Below are 24237 nucleotides of genomic sequence, written 5' to 3' on the forward strand. Positions count from 1 at the left end.
GCGGTCCCCGCAAGGACGCTGCGGGCGGCGCCGAGCGGGAGGACGGCGAGCGCTGCAAGGCCCGCGGTGCAGTAGAGTGCGGTGCGCATGTCCGCGAGCTATCCCACCCGCGCGAGCCGCGCCTAGTATGAGGAGGGCGACGGCGGGCCTCTGCGAACCTCGGGCAGGTCATGTCGTCCAAAATCACCGCCCCGCGCGGCACGCAAGATATTCTTCCGCCGCAGTCGGCGCGTTGGCAGGCGCTTGAATCGCAGATTCACGGGCTCGCGCGACGCTTCGGCTACGGAGAAGTCCGCACCCCGATGTTCGAATCGACCGAGCTCTTCGTGCGCGGGGTCGGTGAGGCGACCGACATCGTCGAAAAAGAGATGTACACGTTCACCGATAAGGGCGATCGGTCGATCACGCTCCGTCCTGAGTGGACGGCTCCGGTCATGCGCGCGGCGCTCGAGCACAACCTGTTCGCGCAGGGCCCGCAGCGGCTATACTATATCGGCCCGATCTTTCGTTACGAGCGGCCGCAGAAGGGCCGTTTCCGGCAGGCCCACCAGTTCGGCGTCGAGTGCGTCGGATTCGCCGGCCCCGAAGCCGACCTGGAAGTGATCTCGCTTGCGTGGGAACTCGTTCGCAGCAATGCGATCGACGATGCGGTGCTCAACATCAATTCGATCGGTGACGACGTTTGCCGCCCGCGCTATCGCGAGGCGCTGCTCGCGCATTTTCGCCCGCATCTCGCTTCGCTCTCGGCCGAATCGCAACGCCGTTTGGAGCGCAATCCATTGCGGCTGCTCGATAGCAAGGACCCGCACGACCGGCCGTACGTCGATAGCGCGCCGACGTTCGAATCGGTGTTGTGCGATGCGTGCCGCGAGCACTTCGACGCGCTCAAGGCCTACCTCATCGCGATCGGTATCCCGTTCGTCGTGAATCCGCGCATCGTCCGCGGGCTCGACTACTACACGCGAACCGTGTTTGAAATTATCTCCGGAGCGCTCGGGTCCCAATCGACCGTCTGCGGCGGCGGCCGCTACGACGGGCTGGTGGCCTCGCTCGGGGGGCCGGACGTTCCGGCGGTCGGCTTCGGCCTAGGAATCGAACGCTTTCTGATGATGCTGGACGCTGCGGGGGGCGAGGCGGAGCCGGTTCGGAGCGGCATTCAGGCGGTCGGCCTGGGCGTGCAGGCTCGCACCGCGCTCGTCCCGATCGTCGCGGAATTGCGCCGCCGGTTGGGCGAACCCGTGTACATGGATTTCGACGATCGCAAGCTGCTCTCGCATCTCAAAAGTGCCGACCGCAACGGGGCGCGCTACGCGCTGATCCTCGGGACGGACGAACTAGCCAAGGGCGAGTTGATCCTGCGCGACCTGGAAGCACGGAGCGACCGGCGCCTTGCCCTCGGCAGCGGAAGAGACGTTGCGGCAGCGCTTGTAGAAGCGGGGATGCGATGAGTACAGAGGATCGGGATTCACAGACGCTTGAGGAGCTGCTCGCGATCATGCACGAGCACGACCTCGACCGCCTCAAAGTCACCTCGGGCGATGCGGTGTTCGAACTCGTGCGGCGGGAGCCGGGCGCGCAGATATTCGCCGCGCCCGCGCCTTCCGCGCCGGCCGCCGCCCCGGTGGGAAACGCCGGCGGGGCGCCCGCACCGCTCGCCGCCCCTGCCAACGTCAAACGCGTGCTCGCGCCGCTCACCGGCGTGTTCTATCGCTCGCCTTCGCCGGATGCCGAAGTCTTCGTTAACGAAGGCGACCGTATCGCCGAGGGCGACGTCATCTGCATTCTTGAGGCGATGAAACTCTTCAACGAGATTCAAAGCGAGTACGGCGGAACGGTCGTGCGCGTGCTTGCGGAGAACGGCGAGTTGGTCGCGCAGGGCGAAGAGCTTTTCTGGATTGCCCCGTGAACGCAACCGATGTGAAAGGCCGTCGCGGCTTCGATATCTTGATCGCCGAACGGCAGGGGTTGCTCGACGCACCGCATTATCGCGGCGAGGTCGAACGCATCGCGGCCGCATTGGTGAAGGCGTTGCGAGCCGGCAAAAAAGTGCTGTGGTGCGGTAACGGCGGGAGCGCGGCCGAAGCGCAGCACATGGCGGCGGAGCTTTCGGGACGCTTCTTGCGCGAACGGCCCGGCCTTTACAGCGAGGCGCTCTCGGTGAACACCTCGACGCTCACCTGCATCGGCAACGATTACGGCTTCGACCATATCTTCTCGCGTCAAGTTGAGGCGTTCGCGCAGCCGGGTGACGTGGTGATCGGGATGACGACCAGCGGCACCTCGCGCAACATCGTGCTCGCGCTCGAAGCCGCTAAAAAGAAGGGTGCGGTGACGGTCGCGTTTACGGGTAACGGCGGCGGAACGGTCGCGCAGATCGCGGATCTTTCGCTCAACGGCCCCGGCGGCTATGCGGCGCTCGTGCAAGAGGTGCATCAAGTGATGGCGCACATCGTCTGCGATTTGGTCGAACAGACGTTGATTTTCGAGGACGGCATCGCTTGAACGCCTTGCTCGTCTCCGACGCGCACGCGCTCTTCGAGCGCATGCGCGGCCGCCGAGTGCTCGTCGTCGGCGACGTGATGCTCGACGAATGGATTTGGGGCACCGTCTCGCGCATTTCACCCGAGGCACCCGTCCCCGTCGTGGCGGTCACCGACCATTCGTTCACCCTCGGCGGCGCCGGAAACGTCGCGAATAATCTTCGCGCGCTCGGCGCGGGCGTGACGTTCGTCGGAACGGTGGGCGGCGACGCGTTTGCCGACGACGTGCGGCGGTTGCTGCGGGACGAAGGCGTTGACGACTCCGGGATTTTTACCGTCAACGATCGGCCGACCACGCGCAAGACGCGCATCGTCGCACAGCACCAGCAGGTGGTGCGCGCCGATTGGGAACGCAGCGCCGCGCTGAGCGATGCGGATCGCGCCGCAATCGTCGAGTTCGTGCGCGCCCGTGCCGGCGAAAGCGACGTCGTGATCTTGAGCGACTACGCCAAGGGGCTGCTCTCGCGCGACATCGTCGAAGCCGCCCGTGCGGCACCGCTGGTGTTCGCCGATCCGAAGCCGCAGAATCTCGATCTCTTTCGCGGCGTGACGTGCGTTGCGCCCAACGTGCATGAAGCCGCAGGCGCCAGCGGCATTGCCATCGTCGACGATGCCTCGTTAGAGGCTGCCGGTTCTCGCTTGATCGAACGCTTGGAGTGCCGGTACGTCGTCATCACGCGCGGCGAGCACGGCATGTCGCTGTTCGGCCGTGAGGGCGAACGCTTTACGATTCCGTCGGTGGCGCGCAAGGTGTTTGACGTGAGCGGAGCCGGCGATACGGTCATCGCGGTACTCTCGCTCGCGCTCAGCGCGGGCGCCTCGATCGAGCGCGCGATGCAGCTGGCAAACTACGCCGCCGGTGCGGTGGTGGAGAAGCTGGGGACGGCGACCGCATCCGCGGATGAGATCGTCGCATTGGTGGAACATGGATCCGGGTAGATTTTTCGGCCAAATCTTAGACGTGGAAGCCGCGAGTGCGTGGCGCGAGGAGTTGCGGCAAGAGTCGCGCAGCCTGGTGTTCACCAACGGATGCTTCGATGTCTTGCACGCGGGCCACGTCGAGTATCTGGCGTGGGCGCGGGCGCAGGGCGATGCGTTGATCGTCGGATTGAATTCGGATGCGTCGGTGCGCGCGCTCAAAGGCGAGAAGCGTCCGCTGGTGCCGTTCGAAGAACGCGCGCGCATGCTGGTGGCGTTGCGCAGCGTTGACGTCGTGGTGGAGTTCGGCGAGCGAACGCCCGAAGTGCTGCTGGATCGCATTCGTCCGAACGTGCACGTCAAGAGCGCGCAGTACCGGGAGGACGAGCTTCCCGAGCGTACCGTGGTGCTGGCGCACGGCGGGGTGATCCGCCTCGCGCCGCACGTGGCGGGCATGAGCACGACCGATACGATCGCGCGCATCATCGCTCGATACGGCGGCTAATGCGCATCGCGTTCACCGCCAACGGACCGGGCGAGGTGGCCGGCTGGGTTCGCCCGCTCGTACGCGCGTTGTACGCGCGTGAACCCGAGACCGACGTCCACCTGTTTCTCGTCCCCGACGACTATGCGACCGGCAACGAGGCCCGCATGGCGCGCGAGCTGTTTCCGCAAGCGCACGTGTACGAGCCGCGGAGATACGTAGCGATCGCTCTGGGGAAGAAATCCGAGGACGTACCAGCGACCGTCGACGTGGTGCAGTATTTGGGCGGCGATCTGATGCACGCCGCACGGCTGCATAAGCGCTTCGGAGGCGTTGCGAGCACCTACAAATTTTCGAAGCCGCGCTATAAAAGCGTTTTTGCGCGAGCGTACGCGGTGGACGAAGCCAACGTACGAGAGTTGATCGCTACCGGTTTGGACCGCGATCGCGTGCAACGCGTCGGGAACCTTGCCATCGACGGCGCATTGCTCGAAGCGCAAGCGCCGCTCGAAACGGGCGCGCCCGTCAACGGACTGCTGGTGATGCCGGGCTCCCGCGGTTACGAAATCGAAAACCTCATTCCGTTTTTCTTCACGGTTGCGTTGCGCGTACAACGCGAACGTCCGGAGCTTCCGATTGCGTTCGGCATTTCGCCGTTCACGCCGCTCGACCGCGTGCGCGAGGCCGTCGAGCGCGGCGGCGTCGCTGCGATGTTCGCGCAGCGCGGGCGTCTGGTCGAATCCTCCGAGGGCGCCTTTCTCGAATCCCTCGATGCGCGCGTGCGTTTTCCGATTCTGCGTAACGCCCTTGCGGCGGCGTCGCGCGCGCGGCTGGCGCTGACGATACCGGGCACCAAATGCATCGAACTTGCGGCCTTGGGCGTCCCGACCGTTGCGATCACGCCGCTCAACGCGCCCGAAAAAATCGCGTTCAACGGGCCCTTCACCTATCTCGACCGCATTCCGCTCGTCGGGGTCCCGCTCAAGCGTGCGGTTGCGGTGGGCGTTTCGCGCCGCTTCGTCTATCACACCCAGCCCAATATGGACGCGCGGGATATGGTGATGCGCGAGTTGCACGGCGCGCTGACCCCGGGGCGCGTCGCCAGGGTGACGCTCGATGCGTCGCGCGACGATAACTGGCTGGCCACGAGCGGAGCGCGCTTAAAAGAGCTGTATCGCGACCACGTCGGGGCGGCCGGCCGTATGGCTGAATCATTGCTGGGGCTGCCGAAGTAGGTACGGGTATGCGGATCTCCGTCGTCATCGCCAGTAAAGACCGGGCGCGCTATGTCGAGCGCGCGCTGGCTTCGCTCGACCGCCAGATCGGCGCGCCGTCGTTCGAAGCGATCGTCGTCGACAATAATTCGAGCGACGATACGAAGGCCACGGTCGAAGCGGCGCAGCGCGAATACGCCTTCCCGATCCGGTACGAGTACGAGCCGGAGCCCAATCGCGGTAAGGCTCGCAACCGCGGTATCGCGATCGCGCAGGGATACATCGTGCTGTTCGTGGACGACGACGTGCAGGCTCCCCCGGGATTTCTTGCCGCCCACGAAGCGGCGCACAATGCACCGAATCTCGTTGTGAACGGGCCGATTCTCAACGTCTCCGGGTACGAACAGAAGCCCAAGCCGGCGATGGCCAATTATTCACGCGCGTTCATGTGTACGTGTAACGTCTCGGTGCCCAAACACGCTTTGGATGCCGTCGGCGGATTTGACGAAGACTTCCGTTTGTACGGATGGGAAGATACCGAGCTCGGCGTGCGTTTGCGCGAACACGGCCTGCGCTGGGCGTTTGCGTGGGATGCGTATATCTGGCATATCAAGCCGCCTAGCGAAAACACGCTGGAAATGGAGACGCTCAAGGCGCTGGAGAAGGCGAAGATGGCCTCGCGCTTCATCAAAAAGCAACCGTCGGCGCGCGCGCGCATGGCCGCAGGAGCATACGGCATCAATCTGGTGCGCGGCAAATATCTCTTGCCCGACGGCTTGCTGGCGTTCTATGCCGGCTTGGCGACGGCGTCGGGAGCACCCGGGTTCGTACGCGCCTTCGCCAAAGGGCAATTTTTGGATGGAATGTACACGCGAGAGCTCATCCGCGCGTTGGATGAATAACGACCGCGCGCTGCTCTACTGCGCGGGTGGCGGGATCGGCGACTCGATGCTAGCGAGCATCGTCGCGCGAGCGCTCCGCGAGCGCTATACGGACGTCGATGCGCTCACCCTACCGGGGCATCGGAGCACGCTGGAGCGCGTACCGGATATCGATCGCGTCATGGTGGACGAAGGCGAAGAACGCGATGTCGCGACGCGGCTTGCGAACGAACGCTACGACGCGTGCGTCGTCACCTGGGCAACGCCGCGCACGGCGCGCATACCCCAGATGGCGAAAATACCGGTACGCGTCGGGCAGGCTCGACGGCTCTACTCCTACCGCTTTACCAATCGCGTGGTCGTGCGGAGCGAAACGGGTGACGTAACCTCGCACTGGACCGATATTCTGCTGGATTATCCGCGCGTGATCGGCTGCAACACGCGCGACCACCGTCCGCGATTCGTTCCCACCGCGCAGGACGAAGACGAAGCGAAGGCGGTGCGTCTCAAGCATGGATTGGCGGCGCGCGAATACATCGTGCTCCATCCCGCTAACGCGATTGCATCCGAGCGCGGAAACTGGCCGGTTGCAGGTTGGGCCGCGCTAGCCCGCGCGCTCGCCGAGCGCTTCGGTACGCGCGTGGCGGTAACCGGCTCGCCGAACGACGCGGAGATCGTCGCGGCCATTTGCGCGGCTTCCGGCGCGATCGATCTGAGCGGCGCGACCGGAATCGGCGGCTTCGGCGCGCTGGCGAAAGATGCGCGAGCGTTCGTCGGTATCACGACCGGGACGATGCACGTCGCAGCCGCGGCCGGCGCGCCGACCGTCGGCATCTTTCCCTTTCAGAGCGATTATCCCGAACGCTGGGCTCCCCTCGGCGAGCGGACCGGCGTGGTACGCGCGTCGTATCCGTGCCATCCGGGCGATACCAAGGAACGCTGCGCGGACTACGCCTGCATCGCGCATCTCAACCTGCCCCATATTCTGGCCGAAGTCGCGGCGCTGATCGCTTAGAGCCGCTCCTTCGAGGGCCGTCCCCGTGGGTGCCGAACCCCTCCGGCAATGCGTGCGACCATACAACTCTGTACGTACAATCGCGCTCCGCTGCTGGAGCGCGTTTTAGAGGCATGCTTCGAGCAGACTACGGCCGACGCATACGAGGTCGTTCTCGTGAACGACGGCTCGACCGATGGAACCGCGGAAGTGATCGCGCGGGCGCGCGAACGCGCGACGTGCCGCTTCGTGGCGATCGACCAAGCTAATGCGGGGCTCGCAAAGGGTCGCAACGCCGGGATCGCGGCGTCGAGCGGCGAGCGAATCATCTTTATCGACGACGACGTGCTGCCGTTGCCGAATTTCGTCGAAGAGCATCTGCGCTCGCATGCCGCGCATCCGCTCGCGATCGTGCGCGGCGGCGCCATCAACGTCGAGAATTTCGAGGACTTGCCGCCACCGGTGTGGAGCATCAGGGACTACAGCGGCAATTACTTTTGGACGACCAATGTGTCGGTCCCGCTCGCGACGATCCGGGCGATCGGCGGTTTCAACGAATCGTTCTCGGAGTACGGATGGGAAGATATCGACGTCGGCCTACGCCTGCGTTTCGCCGGCGTCAAAGCGGTGTTCAATCCGAAAGCGCTCGCATACCATTACAAACCCCGGCCGCGTAGCGGTAACGTCGCGAAAATGGTGGCGCAGGCCCGCGCGCAGGCGCGTACGGCGGTGCAGCTCGCGCAGTTGCACCCGCATTGGCGCACGTATCTCGCGACCGGCATGAACCCCGTGCAGCGTTCCTATCATCGCTTGACGCGCGGGGCACATCGCGGCCGCAGCTTCGAACGCATGCTCGGCGATCTTTCGTTCGACCGCGCGCTGAGCGGAAGGGAACTGCGGGCGGCTCGGGGGTTGGCCACCGAGGCATATTTCGAGGAGTTGGAGCAGGCTATCCGCGCCGGCTGACGCGCGCCGCCACAAATCGCATGCGCATTCTGCTATCACGCACCGATCGGATCGGCGACCTCATTCTTTCCACGCCGGCGATCGCATCGGTGCGCGCGTCGTTTCCCGACGCGTACATCACGATGGTTACCAGCCCGTACAATCACGTCGTGATGGATCGCAACACCGATGTCGACGAGGTTGTCGATCTCCCGAGCGCGGTGAAACCGGCGGTCTTCGGCGCGCGCTATCGCGGATACGATATGGCCGTCGCGCTGGCCCCGCGGAATACGGATTTACAACTCGTCGGGGCGACGCGCGCCCCGATTCGGGCCGGGTACACCTACGTGCGGCGTTGGTTGGCGCGCGCAACCGCGCCGTTATACGTCAACCGGCTCATGGTCTCGGAAGCCGATCCGCAACTGTGCGAGCGCGATCCGCAGCGCGTTGTTCGCCACGAAGTGGAACAGTTGCTCGACCTCGCGGCGTTGGCCGGGGCGAAGCAACGCATCGCGCGCTTGCGCTTGGACGTAACGGCGGCCGATCGCCTTGCCGTGGCCGGCTTTCCGGCCGAGCCGATCGTGGTGCACATCGGCGAGCGTTGGTTCGCCAACGGCAGCACGCTGGAGAGCACCCTCGCGCTGGTGGGCGAGCTCCGCGCGCTGGGCCTTCCGGTGGTGGTCAGTTGCGCGCACGAATGCCATGCGTACGCGGCGCCGTTCGCCGCCGTGGCCGACGGAGTGGCCGGGGAGTTGCCGTTTCACCAGTGGGCTGCGCTCTTCGAGCGTGCGCGATGCGTCGTGACGGTGGATACCGGTGCGACCCATGTCGCAAGCGCGGTGCGCAGGCCCACGCTGGTCGCCTTCGAACATCGCTTCTTCCGGCTGAACTCGCAGGAATGGGCGCCATACGGCGTACCGAGCGTGCTCGTTCGCAAGCCGGAGCACGGCGACGAAGCCTCGCTCTCGCAGTTTCGCGCAGAGATCGTGCGCGGCGCCAGAACGTTGATCGATGGCTGATATATCTGTGGTTATCCCAACCTACAACCGGTTGGATACCTTACAACACGTTATCCCGACGCTGCTCGCGCAAGATCTCCCGCGCGAGCGCTTCGAGCTGTTGATCTGCGACTCCAATTCCAACGACGGCACGGCCGAATACTTGGCGAGCGTGCGCGCCGATGCGCGGAACGTGCGCCACCTTCCCGGCCCCTACACCGGCCGCGCGATGGCGCGTAACGCGGGTATCGCCGCCGCGAGCGGCGAGGTGGTGCTCTTCAACGATTCCGATATTCTCGCGTCGCCGGATCTGCTCTCGCAGCATCTTCGCCATCATGAGGAGCGGCGCGGCATCGCGGTCGTCGGATGGGAAGTCCAAGTCAAAGACTTGGAGGAGTACGCCTTCAAGCGCGATCACCCCGAGGAGCGCGGGCATCTCCACCCGCCCACGCGTAAGAAGCTTTCTTGGCTGTACTTTCTGACCGGTAACGCGTCGGTACGGCGCGAGGATCTCTTGCGGGTCGGATCGTTCGACGAAAGCTTCACGGGATACGGACACGAAGATCTCGAGCTCGGCTACCGCTTGCAGCACGCGGGGATCGAAATTCTCTACGAACCGCGCGCCGTGAACTATCATTGCCAAGATATCCCGCACGACGATCAGAAAGAAAAGATGAAACTTGCGGGGCGTTCGACCGTGCGCTTCTACCGCAAGCATCCGCATTTTGACGTGCAGTTGAATTTGGGCATGACGCCGGTCTCGCTTGGAGTGCACTCGCTCCTCACGCGCGTTCCGGCATTGCTGGGATACTTCGACCGGCAAGCACCGACATCGAAATTCGCTCGCGATCTCGTGCAGCAATACTACTACGTTTCGGGCATCAAAGACGCTCTCCACTCAACCCAGCCGAAATGACAGGACACACCGTGCATACCGATTCGATCCGACGCTCCTGCGGCGCCCTGCGCGCGACCGACGCCGGCACTGCCGTCGAACTCTACGGCTGGGTCAATCGCCGGCGCGACCACGGCGGCTTGATTTTTGTCGATTTGCGCGACCGCGACGGTATCACGCAGATCGTGTTCGATCCGCAGCACCCGAGCTTCAAAGATGCCGAACATCTGCGCCACGAAGACGTCCTGCGCGTCCGCGGCAGCGTGCGGCTGCGGCCGGAGGGGACGCTCAACGCCAAGATCGGCACCGGAGAAATCGAAGTGGGCATCGAGGAGCTGGAGATCCTCAATCGCTCGCAAGTGCCGCCGTTTGCCGTGAACAGCGACGACCCGGTGGACGAGAATCTCCGGCTGGAGTACCGCTACCTCGATCTACGCCGCCCGCGCATGCAGCGCAATCTGCGTCTGCGCCACCGCATCATCAAGACGATGCGCGATTTCTTCGACGCGCGCGATTTCACCGAGATCGAAACGCCGATGCTCATCAAGAGCACCCCGGAAGGCGCCCGCGATTACCTCGTGCCCAGCCGCTTACATCCCGGTACGTTCTACGCGCTCCCGCAGTCGCCGCAGTTGCTCAAGCAGATATCGATGATTGCGGGCTTCGGCCGTTACATGCAGATCGCGCGATGCATGCGCGACGAAGATCTGCGCGCCGATCGGCAGCCCGAATTCACGCAGGTCGACGTCGAGATGTCGTTCTGCACGCAAGACGAAGTACTCGAAACCATGGAATCGTGCATTCGCGACGTGTGGAAGCGCGTGCTCGACATCGACGTGCCGGCGTTCCCGCGCCTCTCGCATCAAGAAGCGATCGCGAAATACGGCGTCGATAAACCCGACTTGCGATTCGGGCTCGAATTGCAACGCGTCGACGACGTGTTCGCGGCTACCGACTTCGTCGTCTTCCGTTCGGTTCTCGACGCGGGCGGCGCGATCGTTGCGCTGCGCTACCCCGGCGGTGCCTCACTTTCGCGGCGCGATTTCGACGCGCTGACCGAGAGCGCGAAGCAGGCCGGCGCCAAAGGCATGGTGTGGATCGCTCTGGGTGCCGACGGCGTGAAGTCTTCGGCGCAGAAGTTTATCGGCGAAGAACACGTCGCGCAGCTCCGCTCGCGGTGCGACGCGCAGACCGGCGATGCGATCCTGCTCTTTGCCGACGCCAAAGCGACGGCGTTCGCGGTGGCGGGCCGGATGCGTAACGAAGTCGGCGAGCGCTGCAACCTGCGCGACCCGAAGGCGTTCCGCTTCTGCTGGGTCCTCGATTTCCCGTATCTCGAGATCGACGAAGTGACCGGGCAGCCGGCCCCCGCGCATCATCCGTTCACCTCGCCGGGCCCCGGGCAGTGGGAGCTGATCGACACCGATCCGCAGGCGATGCGCGCGCAGCACTACGACATGGTGCTCAACGGCTTCGAGCTCGGCTCGGGCTCGATCCGTATTCACAAGCCCGAGCTGCAGCGGCGCATCTTTACGATGCTCGGCATGACCGAAGAGCAGATCGAGCAACGCTTCGGCTTCTTCATGCGGGCGCTGGAGTTCGGCGCCCCGCCGCACGGAGGGATGGCGCTGGGCATCGACCGGATCGTCATGCTCGCCTGCGGTGAGGAGAACATTCGCGAAGTGATCGCCTTCCCGAAGAATCAGGTCGGCCGCGACCTCATGATGGATGCCCCCACCCAGGTTCCTGAGACGCTCTTGCGAGATCTTTACCTTCGCAGCACGGCTCCCGAGCCGCAAACCGGCCGATAATCCAAGCGTGGCTATTCGAACCTTGCTTGCCCGGCTAGCGCTCGTGCCGGGCGCGCTGGCCGCCGTCCTGGCGGGAACGGCGTCGATTGCGAGCGCGGCGACGGCCGGGCCGTCGTGCGGCCAGCGCGACGTTCATTACGCACAGGAAGGCGTCTCGATTCGTATTCTCTTTGCGAAGAACGGGTCGGTCCAGCGCTACGTGGTCACGCAGGGTGCCGACCAACCCGAAACGGTCAACAACGAGTTGATTATCCTCACGCATCAGTACGGGCCGGCCGCGGTCAACGCGCCGCCGCTGAAAATAATCTCATTCCGCAAGGGCGATGGCGAGGGAGGGATGATGGTTCCCGATAAAGCCGTTGATTCGTGCGGACGTACCCTTACCTTCAACTGATTCTGCTCCTGGCAATTGCGGGATGTGCCGCGCATCGGAGCGCCGACGCGACGGCTACGCCGATGCCTTCGCCCTCGCCCCTAGCATCGTGCGAGACGCGCGAACTCACCATCGACGGTGCCGATATCGTCGTGCATGCGAATCTCGATGCGACGCTTGGATCGGCGATCGTCGTTCGCGCGCCGAGCGAGGATGCGCGCAACGCCGCGCTCGCCGACGTGCAACGGATCTTCGGCTCGATCGTGCCCGATACGCGCACGGTGACGACGCTCAACAAATGGGGCGTCCCACTCATCTCCGACCCGTGCGGCCGCCCGGTAACGCCCACCCCCTCAACCGCCCCCTCGCCGTCTCCGTAAGAGCGACCGGCGCGCGAATCGCAGCGTAGCCGGCAGGTACGGCCGCACTCAGGCGTGCAGCGCTTCGTTTGCCCGGGCGAAGATCGCGTCGAACATCGGAGCGGTTAGGACGCCGGTGTTGGTATTTTGGCGGCTGGGGTGGTAGGAGGCTAACGCGAGAATCGTGCGCGAACCTTTGCGCGCGATGCCTTCCGCGGCGTGGCCGAAAACGGGCTTTCCGCCCTCGAACGTAAAGCCGCGCCGTTCGAGCATGCGTAGCGAAGCGCGAAAGCCGATCGATCCGAGCCCAATCACGACGCGCAAATGCGGGAGCGCGTCGAACTCGTCGAGCAGGTAGGGGAAGCAGTTCGTGAGCTCCTGCGGTGTCGGTTTATTGCCGGGCGGCGCGCAGCGCGCGGCCGCGGTGATCAGGCAATCGCGCAAGACCATGCCGTCGTTACGATCGATCGCATGAGGCTGTGACGCGAACCCGGCCCGGTGCAACGCCGGAAAGAGAAAATCGCCGGAAGCATCGCCGGTGAACGGGCGCCCGGTGCGATTGCTCCCGTGCGCGCCCGGCGCGAGGCCCACCAGCAACACGCGCGCCGCGGGGTCGCCGAATGCGGGAACGGGCTTGCCCCAGTAGGTGTCGAGCGCATGCGCGCGCTTCTTTTCGCGCGCGACATCCGCGCAGTACGCGCGCAGTTCCGGGCAATGCGTGCATGCCACGACGCGGCGGTCGATCGAAGCGAGTGAAGGCTTCATTCGTGTAACCGTTCGCGAATGAAGTCCAGAAACGTGGAAGCCGAGGGAGCGTAGGGGCCCGGGCGCGTCACCAGCGACATGCGCCGAAACACGCGGCTCGGCGCGAGCGAGACGAGCGCGACGTTGGGCCCGGGCGTATTCCCGAGCGTGCGCGGAAAGAGCGCGACGCCGAGGCCCTCGGCCACCAGCGAGCGCACCGTCATCGAATCCACGCTTTCGAACGCGATGCGCGGAACGAATCCGCTCGCCCGCGCGAGCGCGTAGACGCGCGCCGTGAGCGAGGAGCCCGGACGGAAGATGACCCACGGCTCGTCGCGCAATTCGCCGATCTCTATGACGGAGGCTCGGGCGCGTGGATGCGTCGCCGCGAGTGCGATCACCAATTCATCCTCGTAGAGCGGTTCGCTCACGAAGGCGCGCGCGAGCGCGTGGCCGGCGTCGCCCGGGTCGCCGATAAACGCATCGATGCTGCCCGCGTGTAATTGCGCGAGCAGATCGTCGGCCAGGCCCTCGCGCAGGGCGATCTCGATGCCGGGGTAGAGCGCGTGAAAGCGGCCGAGCAATTTTGGCAGCGTGTACTCGGAGAACGATTGATAGGTGCCCAGCACCACCCGCCCGCGGAGGCCGCCCGCGAAGGCCGACATCTCTTCGGCGGCGGCCGAGACGTCGGCCAGGATGCGCTCGGCGCGCACCACGAGCGCGCTGCCCGCATCGGTGAGGCTCACGCGCCGGTTGGTACGGTCGAAAAGCCGAACCCCCAGTTCCCGTTCGAGCCCGGCAATCTGCTGCGAAAGCGCCGGCTGCGCGATCGAAAGATCGCCCGCCGCGAGCGTGAAGCTCAGCCGGCGAGCAACGGCCAGCACGTAGCGGAGCTGTCGCACGTCCATTAATAAGCTATGCCTATCAATGTTAGCCGATTCATATATTTGACCTATTGTCGATCGCATGGGATGATCCTGGCATATGTCAGCCGTTGCTCTCGAGCTCCCGACCGCTTCTTCTGAAGGGCGTGGCATTCGGCTGCTCACCGTCGCGCACATGGTGAACGACGCCAACCAGAGCGCCCTCCCGGCGCTCATCCCATGGCTGGTTTCGCACCATGGGCTCTCGCTCGCCACTGCCGCGACGCTCGTCCTCGCCATGAATCTCTCTTCGTCGGTCGTCCAGCCGCTCTTTGGCCATCTCTCCGATCGCAAATCGTTCGCGTGGGTTATCCCCGCCTCGGTGCTCCTGGCGTGTTGCGGCACGGCGCTCATCGGGCTCGCGCCGACGTTGCCGTGGATGCTCGCCGGTGCCCTGGTAGCGGGCGTCGGCGTAGCGGCGTTCCACCCCGAAGGCTCGCGTTTCGCCAATTATTTTGCCGGGGCGAAGCGCGCGACCGGGATGAGCTGGTTCACCCTGGGCGGGTACCTCGGCTTTGCGCTCGGGCCGATTCTCGTCACGCCGCTGATCCTCGCATTCGGGCTGCACGGTACGGCGTTCTTGGTGATTCCGGGCATCGTGATGTCGGCGCTGTTGCTGCGCGAACTGCCGAAATTCGAGGAAGTGCGTCGCGTCGCTCACCACGCGCGCCGCGAGCGCGCCGGGGCCGATCGCTGGGGCGCGTTCGGCATCCTCACGGGCGTCGTCGCGCTGCGCTCGATGACGTTTTTGGCCGCGGTGACCTTTCTCCCGATCTTCGCCATCACGGTGACGCACGCGAGCAACGTGCTCGCATCGGTAGCGCTAGCCGCGCTGCTGATCGGGGGCGCTCTGGGTACCATCCTGGGCGGCAGGCTTGCCGATCGCCACGACCGCCGCCGCATCGTTTCGGCGTCGATGGTGTTTACCGCGCTGTTTGCCGGGGCTATCACCTACTGCGGCTTCCACTCGCCGTCGTTCGCGTTGCTCGTTCCGCTCGGCATCGGGTTCGGTGCGGCGCTCGGCCTTTCGGCGAGCGTCATCGTCGTGATCGGCCAAGAGTATTTGCCCAGACGCATCGGCATGGCGTCGGGCGTAACGCTCGGTCTCGCGGTGACGATCGGCGGATTGGCTGCGCCGATGTTCGGCGCGATCGGCGACCGCTACGGGTTGCCTCCCGTCTTTGCGGCGATCACGGTTTTCGCCATCCTCTCGCTCGCGCTCTCGTTCTTCATGCCGAGCATCGGCGGCACGGAGGCGCAGACGCCCCGACATTCCATATTTGACGTCGCAGGTGCGGAATGAAGACTTTGGGTCATGCCTCGGAGCGCCCAGAGCCGCGTCTAGAAGGGGTCGTAGTGAGAAAGCTGCTTAACCCGCCGAGCGCCAAGACATTCAAGAAAATCGAGCCCCAACCCAAACCCCGATAGGTGCAGCTCATTATATCGAACAAGTGTTTGGTATAATGAGCTGCGAGGAGGTTGCAGTATGTTTGACGGTATCATCAAACTAAGGCGCATGGGGCTTGGAAAAAAGAGCGGCACTGATGGGCATCTTGATAGCCTTTTGGGTGTTGGCCTCTATACCGTTTCCGAATCGGTTGACGTTATCTCGCACCGCTTAAGTGGTCGCGTGGACAATCGCCTTTTGCTGCGTTGGTCGAAAGGTCGGCGGGAGGCGAGTAAGGACTATGCAGCGATTACCGAGGCGCCGTTAAAAATCGCCGACACGAACTTATTCACGTTTGTGCAGTTGATCGAGCTAATGACCATTGCAGCCCTTCGTTCGAAAGGCGTTAAGTCAAAAGCGATTCGCCTAGCTTACGCAGCACGCAAAGAGCGCTACGGCGACTACCCCTTTGCGCGTGAACGATTTAGAACTGACGGTATCGGCATTTTCCCGGGGAGTGACGATGAGCTCATGGAAGAGTTATCCCGGGGTCAGCTGTTCTTCAAAAATGTCATCGAACCCATCTTGATGGACGTGTCATACGCGAATGGATGCGCCGTGACATTTAGCCCGCTTGGCAGCGACAAATCGGTGATCCTGGACCCTGCGAGGGCATTTGGTTCCCCCATTGATAAGGAGACCGGGGTTCCGACGCATGTTCTATATGCTATGCGCCAGTCGGGCGAGGCCGAAGAATCGGTTGCGGAGTGGTACGGCGTGTCTATTAAGGGTGTGCGCGATGCAGTTGAATACGAGAGCGCATTACAGTTGAAAGCCGCTTGAAGTTCTTCTTCGACACTTGTATCTCGGAAATTCTCGTTAAAGCCCTAGGCTTTTTTGAATATGCTGACAAGCCGGACTTTGCGGCTAAGATAGAAATTCTTCATCTTAAGACGAGATACCCCGAAAGCAAGGACGACAAGGAATGGATCGCGGAAGTTGCGGAAGAGAATTACATTATAATAACGGGCGATTGGGCGCAAAAGAAAAGCCGCGGTAAACACGAGGCGGAATCTCGAGCCTATCGCGAATGCAACGCTATCGCGTTCTGGCTTCCTCGCTCTTTTGTATCGATGCAAGTTCAAGGCAGCGGGAGGGTCAAGTTTGCGCAGGCTTCGCTTCTCTTCAAATGGTGGCCGGATATAAAAGAGACTGCCAAGAGAGCGGTGCCGGGTAACCTTTTTGATATCAACGACAAGGGGGCCATTTCTTTAAGGCTCCCTTCGTCTTAATTTCTATCGGTCAGTACTTTATATGTCAGGTGCTTACCATGTGTTTCCCATAGTCTTAGTCACGCCTCAGCCTCAACTTAGCCCTGGGAAACCGATCGTCGCGAGCGCTCCGTAAGTCGCTATTCCGACCGCGGTGGAGAGATTGATGCTGCGCACGCCATGCTCGCGCATCGGAATGCGTAACGCGCGGTCGGCGTATTGCGCAATCAGCGCCTTCGGCAGGCCTTGCGTCTCGCGCCCGAACACCAGCATATCTCCGCGTTCGAAATCGGCGTTCGCATACGTGCGGGTTGCGTGGGTGGAGAAAAACCAGCGCCGCAGGTGCGCGGTGCGCTCGAGAAATACGTCGAGCGAGGGATGCATCACCACCCCGAGCGCGTGCCAGTAGTCCAGCCCGGCTCGCTTGAGTTCGCGATCGTCGATCCGGAAGCCGAGCGGCTCCACCAAATGCAGCGCGCAGCCCGTTGCGGCGCAGAGCCGAGCGACGTTGCCGGTGTTGGGCGGAATCTCCGGCTCCACCAGCGCGATGTGCAATGGCGGATCTCCGATATCTACCAGCGATTGCATGCGCTCCTGCGGTTGCGACGGGCGTTCGTTCGTCATGGCCGCTGTAGCGCGTCGATGTAGGCGATGCCGACCGGAGCGATGACGTATGCGAAGCCGTCGTTGCGCTGCCAAATGCGTTCCAGGGCGGCGCGCGGATAGATCGTGCGTACGTTCGGAGCGGCGGGATCGTTCACGACGCAGTCGCCGTTCGCGGTGAAACCGCAGAGAACCGCGAGGTGTCCGTCGGAGTGCTCGAGCGGCGCGCCCGGTAATTCATCGTTCGACCAGGAGTACGAGAGCACGACCGGCAGATTGCGTTCGATCAAAGGCAGCGCGCTATCGAGATTGGGCAGAAACGCGACCACGGCGCGCAGCCCGAGGCTCCCGCTATACGCAACGTTGAATGCCCAATTTCCCGTGCCGTTGTAGGCGCGGTCCATGACCGCGCGCGCGGTCGCTTCGACGGAGACATCGATGCCGTGATACGCGTGCACCATGGAGAGCGATGCCGGCGAGCACCAGCCGCGTTCGCCGTCGACGACGTACTGCGAGCGCATCGGCACGTCCAGGATGAGGGGGGCGCGCGCGTACGGAAGGCTCGGAACGCTCGTCACCGGTGTGGCGAACGCCAACAGGCGAAAATCGATGTCGCCGGCGTCTTCAACATTGACGCCGCGAACGTCGATGCCGTCGAACGGCGTTTGCGCCTGGATCGCATCGACTTCGACGCGCAGCCCGTGTTTATCCGATTCGACGCTATACGACTGCCGGCCGCTCGGGTTCCATTGCGCGTAATCGAACCACGGCGTTGCGGGCGAGCCCGCGCGCAGCAACCGAAAGCGCATGTGCCCTTGTTCGGCGAACGTATTCCAACTGAGCACGCCGCGCCGGGCTGGGGCGAAAAGCAATCGAGCCCCGCCGCGCACGTCGAGCGCTTGGGCTATCGCCGGCGCTAGATCTTCCACTGCCACGAGTTCCAGGTATCGGCGATGAATGCCGCGGGTTCGTAGTTTTGCATATCGGTGTTGACGGCCGTGTATTTGTTTTCCCAATAGACGGCGACTTGCACGTAGAGTTCGCGAAGGCGTTCTTCTTCGCGCTGGTAGAGCGCTTTGCGTTTCGCGCGATCGTTCGTGCGCAACGCTTCCTCGCTCAGGCGATTGACCAGCGGGTCGTTGAGCCATGCGGTATTCGCACCCTTCGGCGGAATGAACGCTCCGTTCCACGAGCCGGAGTTATCCGGGTCGGGGCCGTTGGTTGCGACCGACCACTCCATGTCGTACGCGCCGCTATAGATCGGGCCGTTTTGAGCGAAGAGCAGGCTCACCGGATAGTTGCGAATGCGCACGTCGATGCCGACCGCTTTGAGCATCGACTGAATCACGACCTCCGCTAGCGCGTTCTCCATATTACCGGTGCCGGTCGAAAGCGTGAGTCGCAGCGCTTTACCGTCGCGCATCAGCACGCCGGAGGGCCCCCGGCGCCATCCCGCGGCATGCAGCAAGGCGGCGGCGTCGCGCGGATCGTAGCGATAGGGCGGTAGCTTCGGCGCCGCCCACGATTCGGGATACACGTCGGAGACGGCCGGCCGGTCGTAGCCGTGGTATACCGTGTCGATCAGGCGCTTCCAATCGACGGCTTCGGTGATAGCGCGGCGCACGCGCACGTCGGCGAGCAACGGCTTGCTCGTGTTGAACCCGAGGTGTCGCCAGTTGGCCACGAGCTTCTGCATCACGCGGATGCCCGTAACCTCATGCAGTCGCGGGATCTCGTTCTCGCTGACCCCGGGATAGACGTCGATCTCGTGCGTCTGCAATTGGCTAAACTGTGTGTTCGGATCCGGAATGACGCGCCATACGATCTGCTTGAGCTTCGGAGCGCCGCGAAAGTAGTACGGGTTCGGCACGAACGTGAGCGAGCTGCCGTGATTCCAACGCTGTAGGATATACGGGCCGCTGGAGATCGGAGCGTTGTTGAAAGAAGCCGTATTGAGATTGGGCAAGGCGGCGAGCAGATGCGCGGGTAGCGGCGGATATGCCGAACTGCCCATCGCCAGCGTCCCGAGGAAACTGGCATCGGCTCGTTTGAGATGGATAACGATGGTCGTATCGTTGGGCGCGGAGGCGCCGGCGATATCGTCCCAGCCAAAACGCGTTTTCGTGTTATTCGCGGGGTTCAGCACCGCATGGTAGGTGAAGATCCAATCCTTCGCCGTCAGCGGAGCGCCGTCGGACCATCGCGCACCGGAACGCAGATGGACGATGATGGTCTTGCCGTCCGCGCTGATGCCGCCGTTCTTCGTCGTGGGCACCTGCGTTGCGAGATCGGGAATGTAATTACCGTCGGCGTCGTAACGAAGCAGAAATGCGAAGATGAGGCCGTCGACTTCGTCGGTTGCCGAGGTATGCCCGAACATCGGGTTGATGTTATCGGGTTCGTCGGGTTCGCCGAGCCGCACGACGCCGGGTTGCGTCCACGGGTTGCGGCCGCCGGCCGCGCTTCCCGCCGTCTGCTTGCTACAGCCGGTGATGCAGAGCAGCGCGCACGCGAGCGCTGCGAGCGTCACGCGAACGTTCACGGGTTCGCCGCCAGCGGTGCGGTTTTTTCAACCGTTCCCAGCGCTGCGTAGAACGCGTGCGGCCCGTAGCGTACGAGATCGTCGGCGGGCAGATGCGTCTGCTCCTTGGCGAGCGCGATGGCGGCGCGAGCCGCCGCATCGTCGAGCCCGCGCGTGTTGAGCGCGATCCCGACGACTTTGGCCGGCTTCACCGTTCCGATCAGCGCTTCGTGCATACGAATCAGCGCGCGGTAATCGAGCGTGGGGGTTTGGAAGCCGCTGAGGCGGTCGCGCTGCGGATCGACGACCAGGACCATCGCGTCGGCGCCGCACCCGTACATCAACGCCAGGGTTACCGGCGCGTACGCGGGATGATTGATCGCGCCTTGGCCTTCGACGACGATGAGATTGGGATGTTGTCGCGCGGCGTACATCACGAGCTGTTCGGCCGCGCCGGGGGCGAAATCGGCGATGACACGATCGACCGAGATGCCCCAACCGGCGATCATAATGCCGGTTTGGCCGGTGGGGACGAAGACCGCTTGTCGCCCGGCTTCGCGCGCCGCTCGCGCGAGTTCCAACGCAACGGTCATTTTGCCGACCGCGCAGTCGTTGCCGATCATCAGCAAAATCGGCGCTGGAACATCGTACACCTCGCCGCGAAAGAGCGGCACGTCCGGCGGTTTACGCACGTCCCAGATCGTGGTTCCCGCACTGCGGGCGGCGGCGGCAAATGCGACGTCGTCACCGAGCATGTCGTGCAGCCCGGAGACGATCTCCAGCTTCGCCGCGATGGCGTCCATGATGTGCGCGCGCCACTCGGCCGGTAGCGCCCCGCCCTGCGGCGCGGTGCCGATCAGCAGAGCGGTCGGTTCGTAAGCGAGCGCTTCGGCAATCGACCCGACGATCGGGGCGTCGCTATCGAGATACGCAACCGCGTCGCGCACGCGTTTGCCGGCGAGCGACGGGTCGATGACGGCGACGGTGGCGTCGGTGCCGTAGCGAATCACGCCGTGCGCGGTTTTGGCGTCGCCGGCGAAACGATCGGGTGCGAGAACGACGTAACGGCGCGTCATGCTGCGGCACGTTCGCGTACGCCCAAGCCCGGCGCATCGGGAAGGACGATCTTGCCGCGTTCGTACGCGATGCCTTCGAACGGGTCGGAGGCGGTGAGGAAGGGCCCGTCGAGATCGGCCCAATCGACCAGCGGCGAGAGATGCGCGGCTGCCGTGGCGGCGATGGCGCTCTCTACCATGCATCCGAGCATGACGCGCAAGCCCATCGCGCGCGCGGTGTGGATCATCGCGAGCGCGCCGCGCAAGCCGCCGCATTTCGCGAGCTTGACGTTGATGCCGTCGACGCAACCGTAGAGTTTCGGCAGATCGGCGGCCGTCAACGAATCTTCGTCGGTAACGATCGGAATACCGACGGCCTCTCGTACGGCGCGCAGCCCGGCCGGATTTCCCGCCGGGATGGGCTGCTCGCAGAACTCGATTTCGAACCGCTCCAACTCGCGCAGAATGCGAATCGCACCGGCGACGTCCCAGCCTTCGTTGGCGTCGATACGGATCGTGCCCGCATACATCGACCGAATCGCTTCGATCGTCTCGATCTGCTCGGCGTCGGTGCCCAAGCCGAGCTTGATTTTAAGCACGGGATGGTCGCCGATCTCGGCAACTTTGCGCAGCGTCGTCGCCGTGTCGGCGATGCCGATCGTAAAAGAGGTCACCGGCGTCTTGGCGGGGTCGAGCCCGAAGAAGGCATAGAGCGGCACGCCCAGTCGCTTTCCGATGAGATCGTGCAGCGCGATATCGAGCCCCGCGCGCGCGGCCGGCGGAATGTCGCCCGCCAGGGCTTCTTCCAAACGCATCGGGTCGTGCACGCGCAGGGGATGCGCTGCAAAATATGCGGCGACGCTCTCGACCGATTCGCCGTATCGTGCGACCGGCGTGGCTTCGCCGAGGCCTTCGTGGCTGCCGTCGCTCACGCGGATGAGGGCGGTACGTGCAACGCTCTCCTCTCCTCGGGCGATTCTAAAGGGATGCCGCAACGGTAATGCGAGCGTACTGACGCGGAGCGAAAGAGCCATGCCGCCGCTTTCTGCCATAGGCGCAGCGATCCTCGGGAGATAACGATGAAGGGCGACCCGATCCAATCGAGCGCGATCGTGTGGTTACGCCGCGACCTGCGGCTGAGCGACAACGTAGCATTGATGGCGGGCGCACGCTCGGGCGCGCCGCTCTGTATCGCCTTTAATCTCGATCCCGAGTTGCTGCGCTCGCAACGCATGGGCGCACCGCTCGTGCAGACGTTTTTCGATGCGCTCCGAGCGTTACGCGAAACGCTGCGAGCGTTGGGGAGCGACCTCGTCCTGCTGGAGGGCTCGTTTGAAGCGAACCTCGTGAAGCTGGCGCGCGACCTGAATGCGCGGGCGCTGTACTATAACGAAGATTACGAGCCCGACGCGATCGCCCGCGACGAATGCGTCACGCGCGCGCTCGAAGCGGCAGGCGTCGCGGTGCACGCGCATCTCGACCACGTCTACTTCGGTGCCGGCGAACTTTCGACCGATGCGGGCGAGCCGTACAAGATCTTTACGCCGTACAAGCGGCGGTGGCTCGAGCGCTATCGTATCGCGGCGCGTAAACCGGTCGCATCGGCGCGCGCGATTGCCGGCAGGCTGATGCCGCGCGAGCGATTGCCGCACACGCGCGACGTGCCGCGCCCGCAAGAGTTCGGCCACGAGCCGTCGCCGCTGTATCCGCCGTGCAGCGAAACCTACGCGCGGGGACTCCTCGCGACGTTTCTGCGCGCCGGTGGCCCGAGCGCTCGCTACGCAACCGAGCGCGATATTCCGTCGCTCGAAGGCACTTCGCGCCTCTCCCCGCAACTGCGCGCGGGGACCCTCGGCATCCGCACCTGCTTCGAACGCGCTTTTGCCGCGTTGGAGCGCGCCGAGCCCGCCGGCGCGCGCAGTATCGAAACCTGGATTTCAGAGTTGATCTGGCGCGAATTCTATCAGATGATTCTGCGCCGCTTCCCGCACGTGGCGACGCAGCCGTTCGTCCCGGCGGCGCGGCGCATCGTGTGGAACGACGATCGCGCGGCGTTCGAGCGGTGGTGCGCGGGGCAGACCGGTTACCCGATCGTCGATGCGGCGATGGCGCAGCTCAATGCGACCGGCTGGATGCACAATCGCCTGCGCATGATCGCGGCGTCGTTTCTCACCAAAGACTTACTGATAACGTGGCAGTGGGGCGAGCGCTATTTCGAGCAGCATCTCGCCGATGCCGACCTCGCGCAAAACAACGGCGGCTGGCAGTGGTCGGCTTCGAGCGGCACCGACGCCGCGCCGTACTTCCGCGTCTTCAATCCGATCCTGCAGAGCAAAAAATGCGACCCCGAGGGGACGTTTATCCGCGCGCAACTTCCGGCGCTGCGCAACGTTCCGGCCGAGTACGTTCACGCACCGTGGGAGATGCCGCCGTTGCTGCAGGCGCAGAGCGGGTGCATCGTCGGCAGCGACTACCCTTTCCCGATCGTCGATCACGCGGCCGCGCGCGATCGCGCGCTGGAGGCCTACGCCGCCGCCCTCGGCAAGCTTCGCGCGCGTTAACGCGCGTTAACGCATTACCGGTGAGGCGACGCGATAGGTCGTGCCGGCATGATCGTGGCGGATGCCTTCGTGGAGGGTGCGCGCGGCGCGCGTTTCGGAACCGGTGATGACGCGGTGCTCTTCGGCGTCGTCGTAGCGTGCGTCGATCCGATTGCGCAAGCGATTTTCGGCGCGAGGGTTCTCTACGGCGTGATCGATTTCGTGCCCCAGGCCGAGTGCGGGAGATTGACGTCCGCCGGTCGTCGTCCGCAACGCACTATAAGGATCCCACGCGATCGTGTCGGTGTTCGGATCGAAGTGATCGTCGTTGCGATGGTTGACGGCTAACGTAAAACGCCGGTTCGGCGCGCGTTCCAGGCGGTCGAAGAGATGGTGCTCGGCGGGGACGCGCGAGAGGTAGTTCTTGGCCGCTTCGTAGAGGCGGTCGGCGCTCCGCGGCACGCGCAGCGAACCGTGGCGGATAAACGAGCGCGAATTGTTAGCAGACGCGTACATGGTGCGCTACCATCACGCGCCGGCGTCCCGATCGCTAGAGGCTCGCGAAGCGGATCGTGGATAGCTTTTAGCCGAGCGGTACGTTGGCGGTTTATCGCCCCATAACCGGAAAGGGAGAATCGTGGATCTGTCAAGCCCCTTGACGGGCGATGGTACGGTAGAGAGGCTCGACTGCGTTTAGCGCGCAACGCGTATAGGTCCCGAACCGACTAGATAACCCTGGGAGCATCAGCTCCGGATACGACCGGTGAGGCTTGGGTTTCGT

General features: G+C 64.0%; 26 protein-coding genes. 18 read left to right on the plus strand and 8 right to left on the minus strand.

The window, feature by feature from the left end:
• Positions 1-170: 170 nt before the first annotated feature.
• Genes hisS through VMW12_05895 form a run of 14 tightly spaced genes read left to right on the plus strand, consistent with a single transcriptional unit; the run spans position 171 to position 12433 of the window.
• The gene (gene hisS, locus VMW12_05830; GenBank protein ID HUZ49247.1) at positions 171-1448 is read left to right on the plus strand and encodes a histidine--tRNA ligase; all 1278 of its coding nucleotides are present in this window, start codon (positions 171-173) and stop codon (positions 1446-1448) included.
• The gene (gene accB, locus VMW12_05835; protein ID HUZ49248.1) at positions 1445-1906 is read left to right on the plus strand and encodes an acetyl-CoA carboxylase biotin carboxyl carrier protein; all 462 of its coding nucleotides are present in this window, start codon (positions 1445-1447) and stop codon (positions 1904-1906) included. The genes hisS and accB overlap by 4 nt, the downstream gene beginning before the upstream one ends.
• Positions 1903-2502, plus strand: coding sequence for an SIS domain-containing protein (locus tag VMW12_05840; GenBank protein HUZ49249.1), 600 nt, complete (start codon positions 1903-1905; stop codon positions 2500-2502). The genes accB and VMW12_05840 overlap by 4 nt, the downstream gene beginning before the upstream one ends.
• Complete coding sequence (rfaE1, locus tag VMW12_05845; protein ID HUZ49250.1) at positions 2499-3479, plus strand: D-glycero-beta-D-manno-heptose-7-phosphate kinase; 981 nt, start codon at positions 2499-2501, stop codon at positions 3477-3479. Before VMW12_05840 ends, rfaE1 begins: the two co-directional genes overlap by 4 nt.
• The gene (locus tag VMW12_05850) at positions 3466-3963 is read left to right on the plus strand and encodes an adenylyltransferase/cytidyltransferase family protein (GenBank protein ID HUZ49251.1); all 498 of its coding nucleotides are present in this window, start codon (positions 3466-3468) and stop codon (positions 3961-3963) included. Before rfaE1 ends, VMW12_05850 begins: the two co-directional genes overlap by 14 nt.
• The gene (locus VMW12_05855; GenBank protein HUZ49252.1) at positions 3963-5177 is read left to right on the plus strand and encodes a hypothetical protein; all 1215 of its coding nucleotides are present in this window, start codon (positions 3963-3965) and stop codon (positions 5175-5177) included. The genes VMW12_05850 and VMW12_05855 overlap by 1 nt, the downstream gene beginning before the upstream one ends.
• A gap of 8 nt (positions 5178-5185) precedes the next feature.
• A complete protein-coding gene (locus tag VMW12_05860) occupies positions 5186-6058 on the plus strand; it encodes a glycosyltransferase (GenBank protein ID HUZ49253.1) in 873 nt (290 codons plus the stop codon).
• A complete protein-coding gene (locus VMW12_05865; GenBank protein HUZ49254.1) occupies positions 6051-7052 on the plus strand; it encodes a glycosyltransferase family 9 protein in 1002 nt (333 codons plus the stop codon). Before VMW12_05860 ends, VMW12_05865 begins: the two co-directional genes overlap by 8 nt.
• A gap of 48 nt (positions 7053-7100) precedes the next feature.
• Positions 7101-7997 (plus strand): glycosyltransferase family A protein, encoded by an 897-nt coding sequence (locus VMW12_05870; protein HUZ49255.1) that lies wholly within the window; start codon positions 7101-7103, stop codon positions 7995-7997.
• 20 nt (positions 7998-8017) lie between these two features.
• Positions 8018-8995 (plus strand): glycosyltransferase family 9 protein, encoded by a 978-nt coding sequence (locus VMW12_05875; GenBank protein HUZ49256.1) that lies wholly within the window; start codon positions 8018-8020, stop codon positions 8993-8995.
• Entirely contained in the window at positions 8988-9890 is a 903-nt protein-coding gene (locus VMW12_05880) for a glycosyltransferase (protein ID HUZ49257.1), read from the plus strand. Before VMW12_05875 ends, VMW12_05880 begins: the two co-directional genes overlap by 8 nt.
• 26 nt (positions 9891-9916) lie before the next feature.
• The gene (gene aspS, locus VMW12_05885) at positions 9917-11680 is read left to right on the plus strand and encodes an aspartate--tRNA ligase (protein ID HUZ49258.1); all 1764 of its coding nucleotides are present in this window, start codon (positions 9917-9919) and stop codon (positions 11678-11680) included.
• A gap of 7 nt (positions 11681-11687) precedes the next feature.
• A complete protein-coding gene (locus VMW12_05890; GenBank protein ID HUZ49259.1) occupies positions 11688-12074 on the plus strand; it encodes a hypothetical protein in 387 nt (128 codons plus the stop codon).
• Positions 12047-12433: a hypothetical protein gene (locus VMW12_05895; GenBank protein HUZ49260.1), complete on the plus strand. Its 387-nt coding sequence runs from the start codon at positions 12047-12049 to the stop codon at positions 12431-12433. Before VMW12_05890 ends, VMW12_05895 begins: the two co-directional genes overlap by 28 nt.
• 48 nt (positions 12434-12481) lie before the next feature.
• Here the strand turns inward: VMW12_05895 and VMW12_05900 are convergent, their stop codons facing one another.
• Together VMW12_05900 and VMW12_05905 are read right to left on the minus strand one after the other, a co-directional pair.
• Entirely contained in the window at positions 12482-13177 is a 696-nt protein-coding gene (locus VMW12_05900; protein ID HUZ49261.1) for a uracil-DNA glycosylase, read from the minus strand.
• On the minus strand, positions 13174-14058 hold the full coding sequence (locus VMW12_05905; GenBank protein ID HUZ49262.1) for a LysR family transcriptional regulator: 885 nt from the start codon (positions 14056-14058) through the stop codon (positions 13174-13176). The genes VMW12_05900 and VMW12_05905 overlap by 4 nt, the downstream gene beginning before the upstream one ends.
• 82 nt (positions 14059-14140) lie before the next feature.
• Here VMW12_05905 and VMW12_05910 point away from each other — a divergent pair, with 82 nt between their 5' ends.
• The 3 genes from VMW12_05910 to VMW12_05920 all read left to right on the plus strand — a co-directional run bounded on the left by VMW12_05910 (position 14141) and on the right by VMW12_05920 (position 16758).
• Positions 14141-15382, plus strand: coding sequence for an MFS transporter (locus tag VMW12_05910; protein HUZ49263.1), 1242 nt, complete (start codon positions 14141-14143; stop codon positions 15380-15382).
• Between the two features lie 183 nt (positions 15383-15565).
• Positions 15566-16309: a hypothetical protein gene (locus VMW12_05915; GenBank protein ID HUZ49264.1), complete on the plus strand. Its 744-nt coding sequence runs from the start codon at positions 15566-15568 to the stop codon at positions 16307-16309.
• Complete coding sequence (locus VMW12_05920) at positions 16306-16758, plus strand: hypothetical protein (protein ID HUZ49265.1); 453 nt, start codon at positions 16306-16308, stop codon at positions 16756-16758. Before VMW12_05915 ends, VMW12_05920 begins: the two co-directional genes overlap by 4 nt.
• A 72-nt stretch (positions 16759-16830) precedes the next feature.
• Here the strand turns inward: VMW12_05920 and VMW12_05925 are convergent, their stop codons facing one another.
• Genes VMW12_05925 through VMW12_05945 form a run of 5 tightly spaced genes read right to left on the minus strand, consistent with a single transcriptional unit; the run spans position 16831 to position 21968 of the window.
• Complete coding sequence (locus VMW12_05925; protein ID HUZ49266.1) at positions 16831-17361, minus strand: tRNA (cytidine(34)-2'-O)-methyltransferase; 531 nt, start codon at positions 17359-17361, stop codon at positions 16831-16833.
• Positions 17358-18275 carry a C39 family peptidase gene (locus tag VMW12_05930; GenBank protein HUZ49267.1) on the minus strand — a complete coding sequence of 306 codons (918 nt, stop codon included), beginning with the start codon at positions 18273-18275 and terminating at the stop codon, positions 17358-17360. The genes VMW12_05925 and VMW12_05930 overlap by 4 nt, the downstream gene beginning before the upstream one ends.
• Complete coding sequence (locus VMW12_05935) at positions 18257-19882, minus strand: ABC transporter substrate-binding protein (GenBank protein HUZ49268.1); 1626 nt, start codon at positions 19880-19882, stop codon at positions 18257-18259. Before VMW12_05935 ends, VMW12_05930 begins: the two co-directional genes overlap by 19 nt.
• On the minus strand, positions 19879-20937 hold the full coding sequence (locus tag VMW12_05940; protein HUZ49269.1) for a DUF1611 domain-containing protein: 1059 nt from the start codon (positions 20935-20937) through the stop codon (positions 19879-19881). Before VMW12_05940 ends, VMW12_05935 begins: the two co-directional genes overlap by 4 nt.
• Positions 20934-21968 carry a dipeptide epimerase gene (locus tag VMW12_05945; GenBank protein HUZ49270.1) on the minus strand — a complete coding sequence of 345 codons (1035 nt, stop codon included), beginning with the start codon at positions 21966-21968 and terminating at the stop codon, positions 20934-20936. Before VMW12_05945 ends, VMW12_05940 begins: the two co-directional genes overlap by 4 nt.
• Positions 21969-21995: 27 nt before the next feature.
• Here VMW12_05945 and VMW12_05950 point away from each other — a divergent pair, with 27 nt between their 5' ends.
• On the plus strand, positions 21996-23477 hold the full coding sequence (locus tag VMW12_05950) for a deoxyribodipyrimidine photo-lyase (GenBank protein ID HUZ49271.1): 1482 nt from the start codon (positions 21996-21998) through the stop codon (positions 23475-23477).
• A 6-nt stretch (positions 23478-23483) separates the two neighbouring features.
• On the opposite strand, the gene VMW12_05955 is transcribed toward VMW12_05950, so the two are convergent.
• Positions 23484-23972 carry a hypothetical protein gene (locus VMW12_05955; protein ID HUZ49272.1) on the minus strand — a complete coding sequence of 163 codons (489 nt, stop codon included), beginning with the start codon at positions 23970-23972 and terminating at the stop codon, positions 23484-23486.
• Positions 23973-24237: the final 265 nt, after the last annotated feature.

The sequence above is a fragment of the Candidatus Dormiibacterota bacterium genome, from assembly GCA_035532835.1.
In the GTDB taxonomy this organism is placed as follows: domain Bacteria; phylum Vulcanimicrobiota; class Vulcanimicrobiia; order Vulcanimicrobiales; family Vulcanimicrobiaceae; genus DAHUXY01.

Coding starts and splice junctions, on each gene's coding strand:
- hisS (HUZ49247.1), top strand. CDS start 171: ATGTCGTCCAAAATCACCGCCCCGCGCGGCACGCAAGATATTCTTCCG.
- accB (HUZ49248.1), top strand. CDS start 1,445: ATGAGTACAGAGGATCGGGATTCACAGACGCTTGAGGAGCTGCTCGCG.
- VMW12_05850 (HUZ49251.1), top strand. CDS start 3,466: ATGGATCCGGGTAGATTTTTCGGCCAAATCTTAGACGTGGAAGCCGCG.
- VMW12_05855 (HUZ49252.1), top strand. CDS start 3,963: ATGCGCATCGCGTTCACCGCCAACGGACCGGGCGAGGTGGCCGGCTGG.
- VMW12_05860 (HUZ49253.1), top strand. CDS start 5,186: ATGCGGATCTCCGTCGTCATCGCCAGTAAAGACCGGGCGCGCTATGTC.
- VMW12_05865 (HUZ49254.1), top strand. CDS start 6,051: ATGAATAACGACCGCGCGCTGCTCTACTGCGCGGGTGGCGGGATCGGC.
- VMW12_05870 (HUZ49255.1), top strand. CDS start 7,101: ATGCGTGCGACCATACAACTCTGTACGTACAATCGCGCTCCGCTGCTG.
- VMW12_05875 (HUZ49256.1), top strand. CDS start 8,018: ATGCGCATTCTGCTATCACGCACCGATCGGATCGGCGACCTCATTCTT.
- VMW12_05880 (HUZ49257.1), top strand. CDS start 8,988: ATGGCTGATATATCTGTGGTTATCCCAACCTACAACCGGTTGGATACC.
- VMW12_05900 (HUZ49261.1), bottom strand. CDS start 13,177: ATGAAGCCTTCACTCGCTTCGATCGACCGCCGCGTCGTGGCATGCACG.
- VMW12_05910 (HUZ49263.1), top strand. CDS start 14,141: ATGTCAGCCGTTGCTCTCGAGCTCCCGACCGCTTCTTCTGAAGGGCGT.
- VMW12_05915 (HUZ49264.1), top strand. CDS start 15,566: ATGTTTGACGGTATCATCAAACTAAGGCGCATGGGGCTTGGAAAAAAG.
- VMW12_05925 (HUZ49266.1), bottom strand. CDS start 17,361: ATGACGAACGAACGCCCGTCGCAACCGCAGGAGCGCATGCAATCGCTG.
- VMW12_05940 (HUZ49269.1), bottom strand. CDS start 20,937: ATGACGCGCCGTTACGTCGTTCTCGCACCCGATCGTTTCGCCGGCGAC.
- VMW12_05945 (HUZ49270.1), bottom strand. CDS start 21,968: ATGGCAGAAAGCGGCGGCATGGCTCTTTCGCTCCGCGTCAGTACGCTC.
- VMW12_05950 (HUZ49271.1), top strand. CDS start 21,996: ATGAAGGGCGACCCGATCCAATCGAGCGCGATCGTGTGGTTACGCCGC.
- VMW12_05955 (HUZ49272.1), bottom strand. CDS start 23,972: ATGTACGCGTCTGCTAACAATTCGCGCTCGTTTATCCGCCACGGTTCG.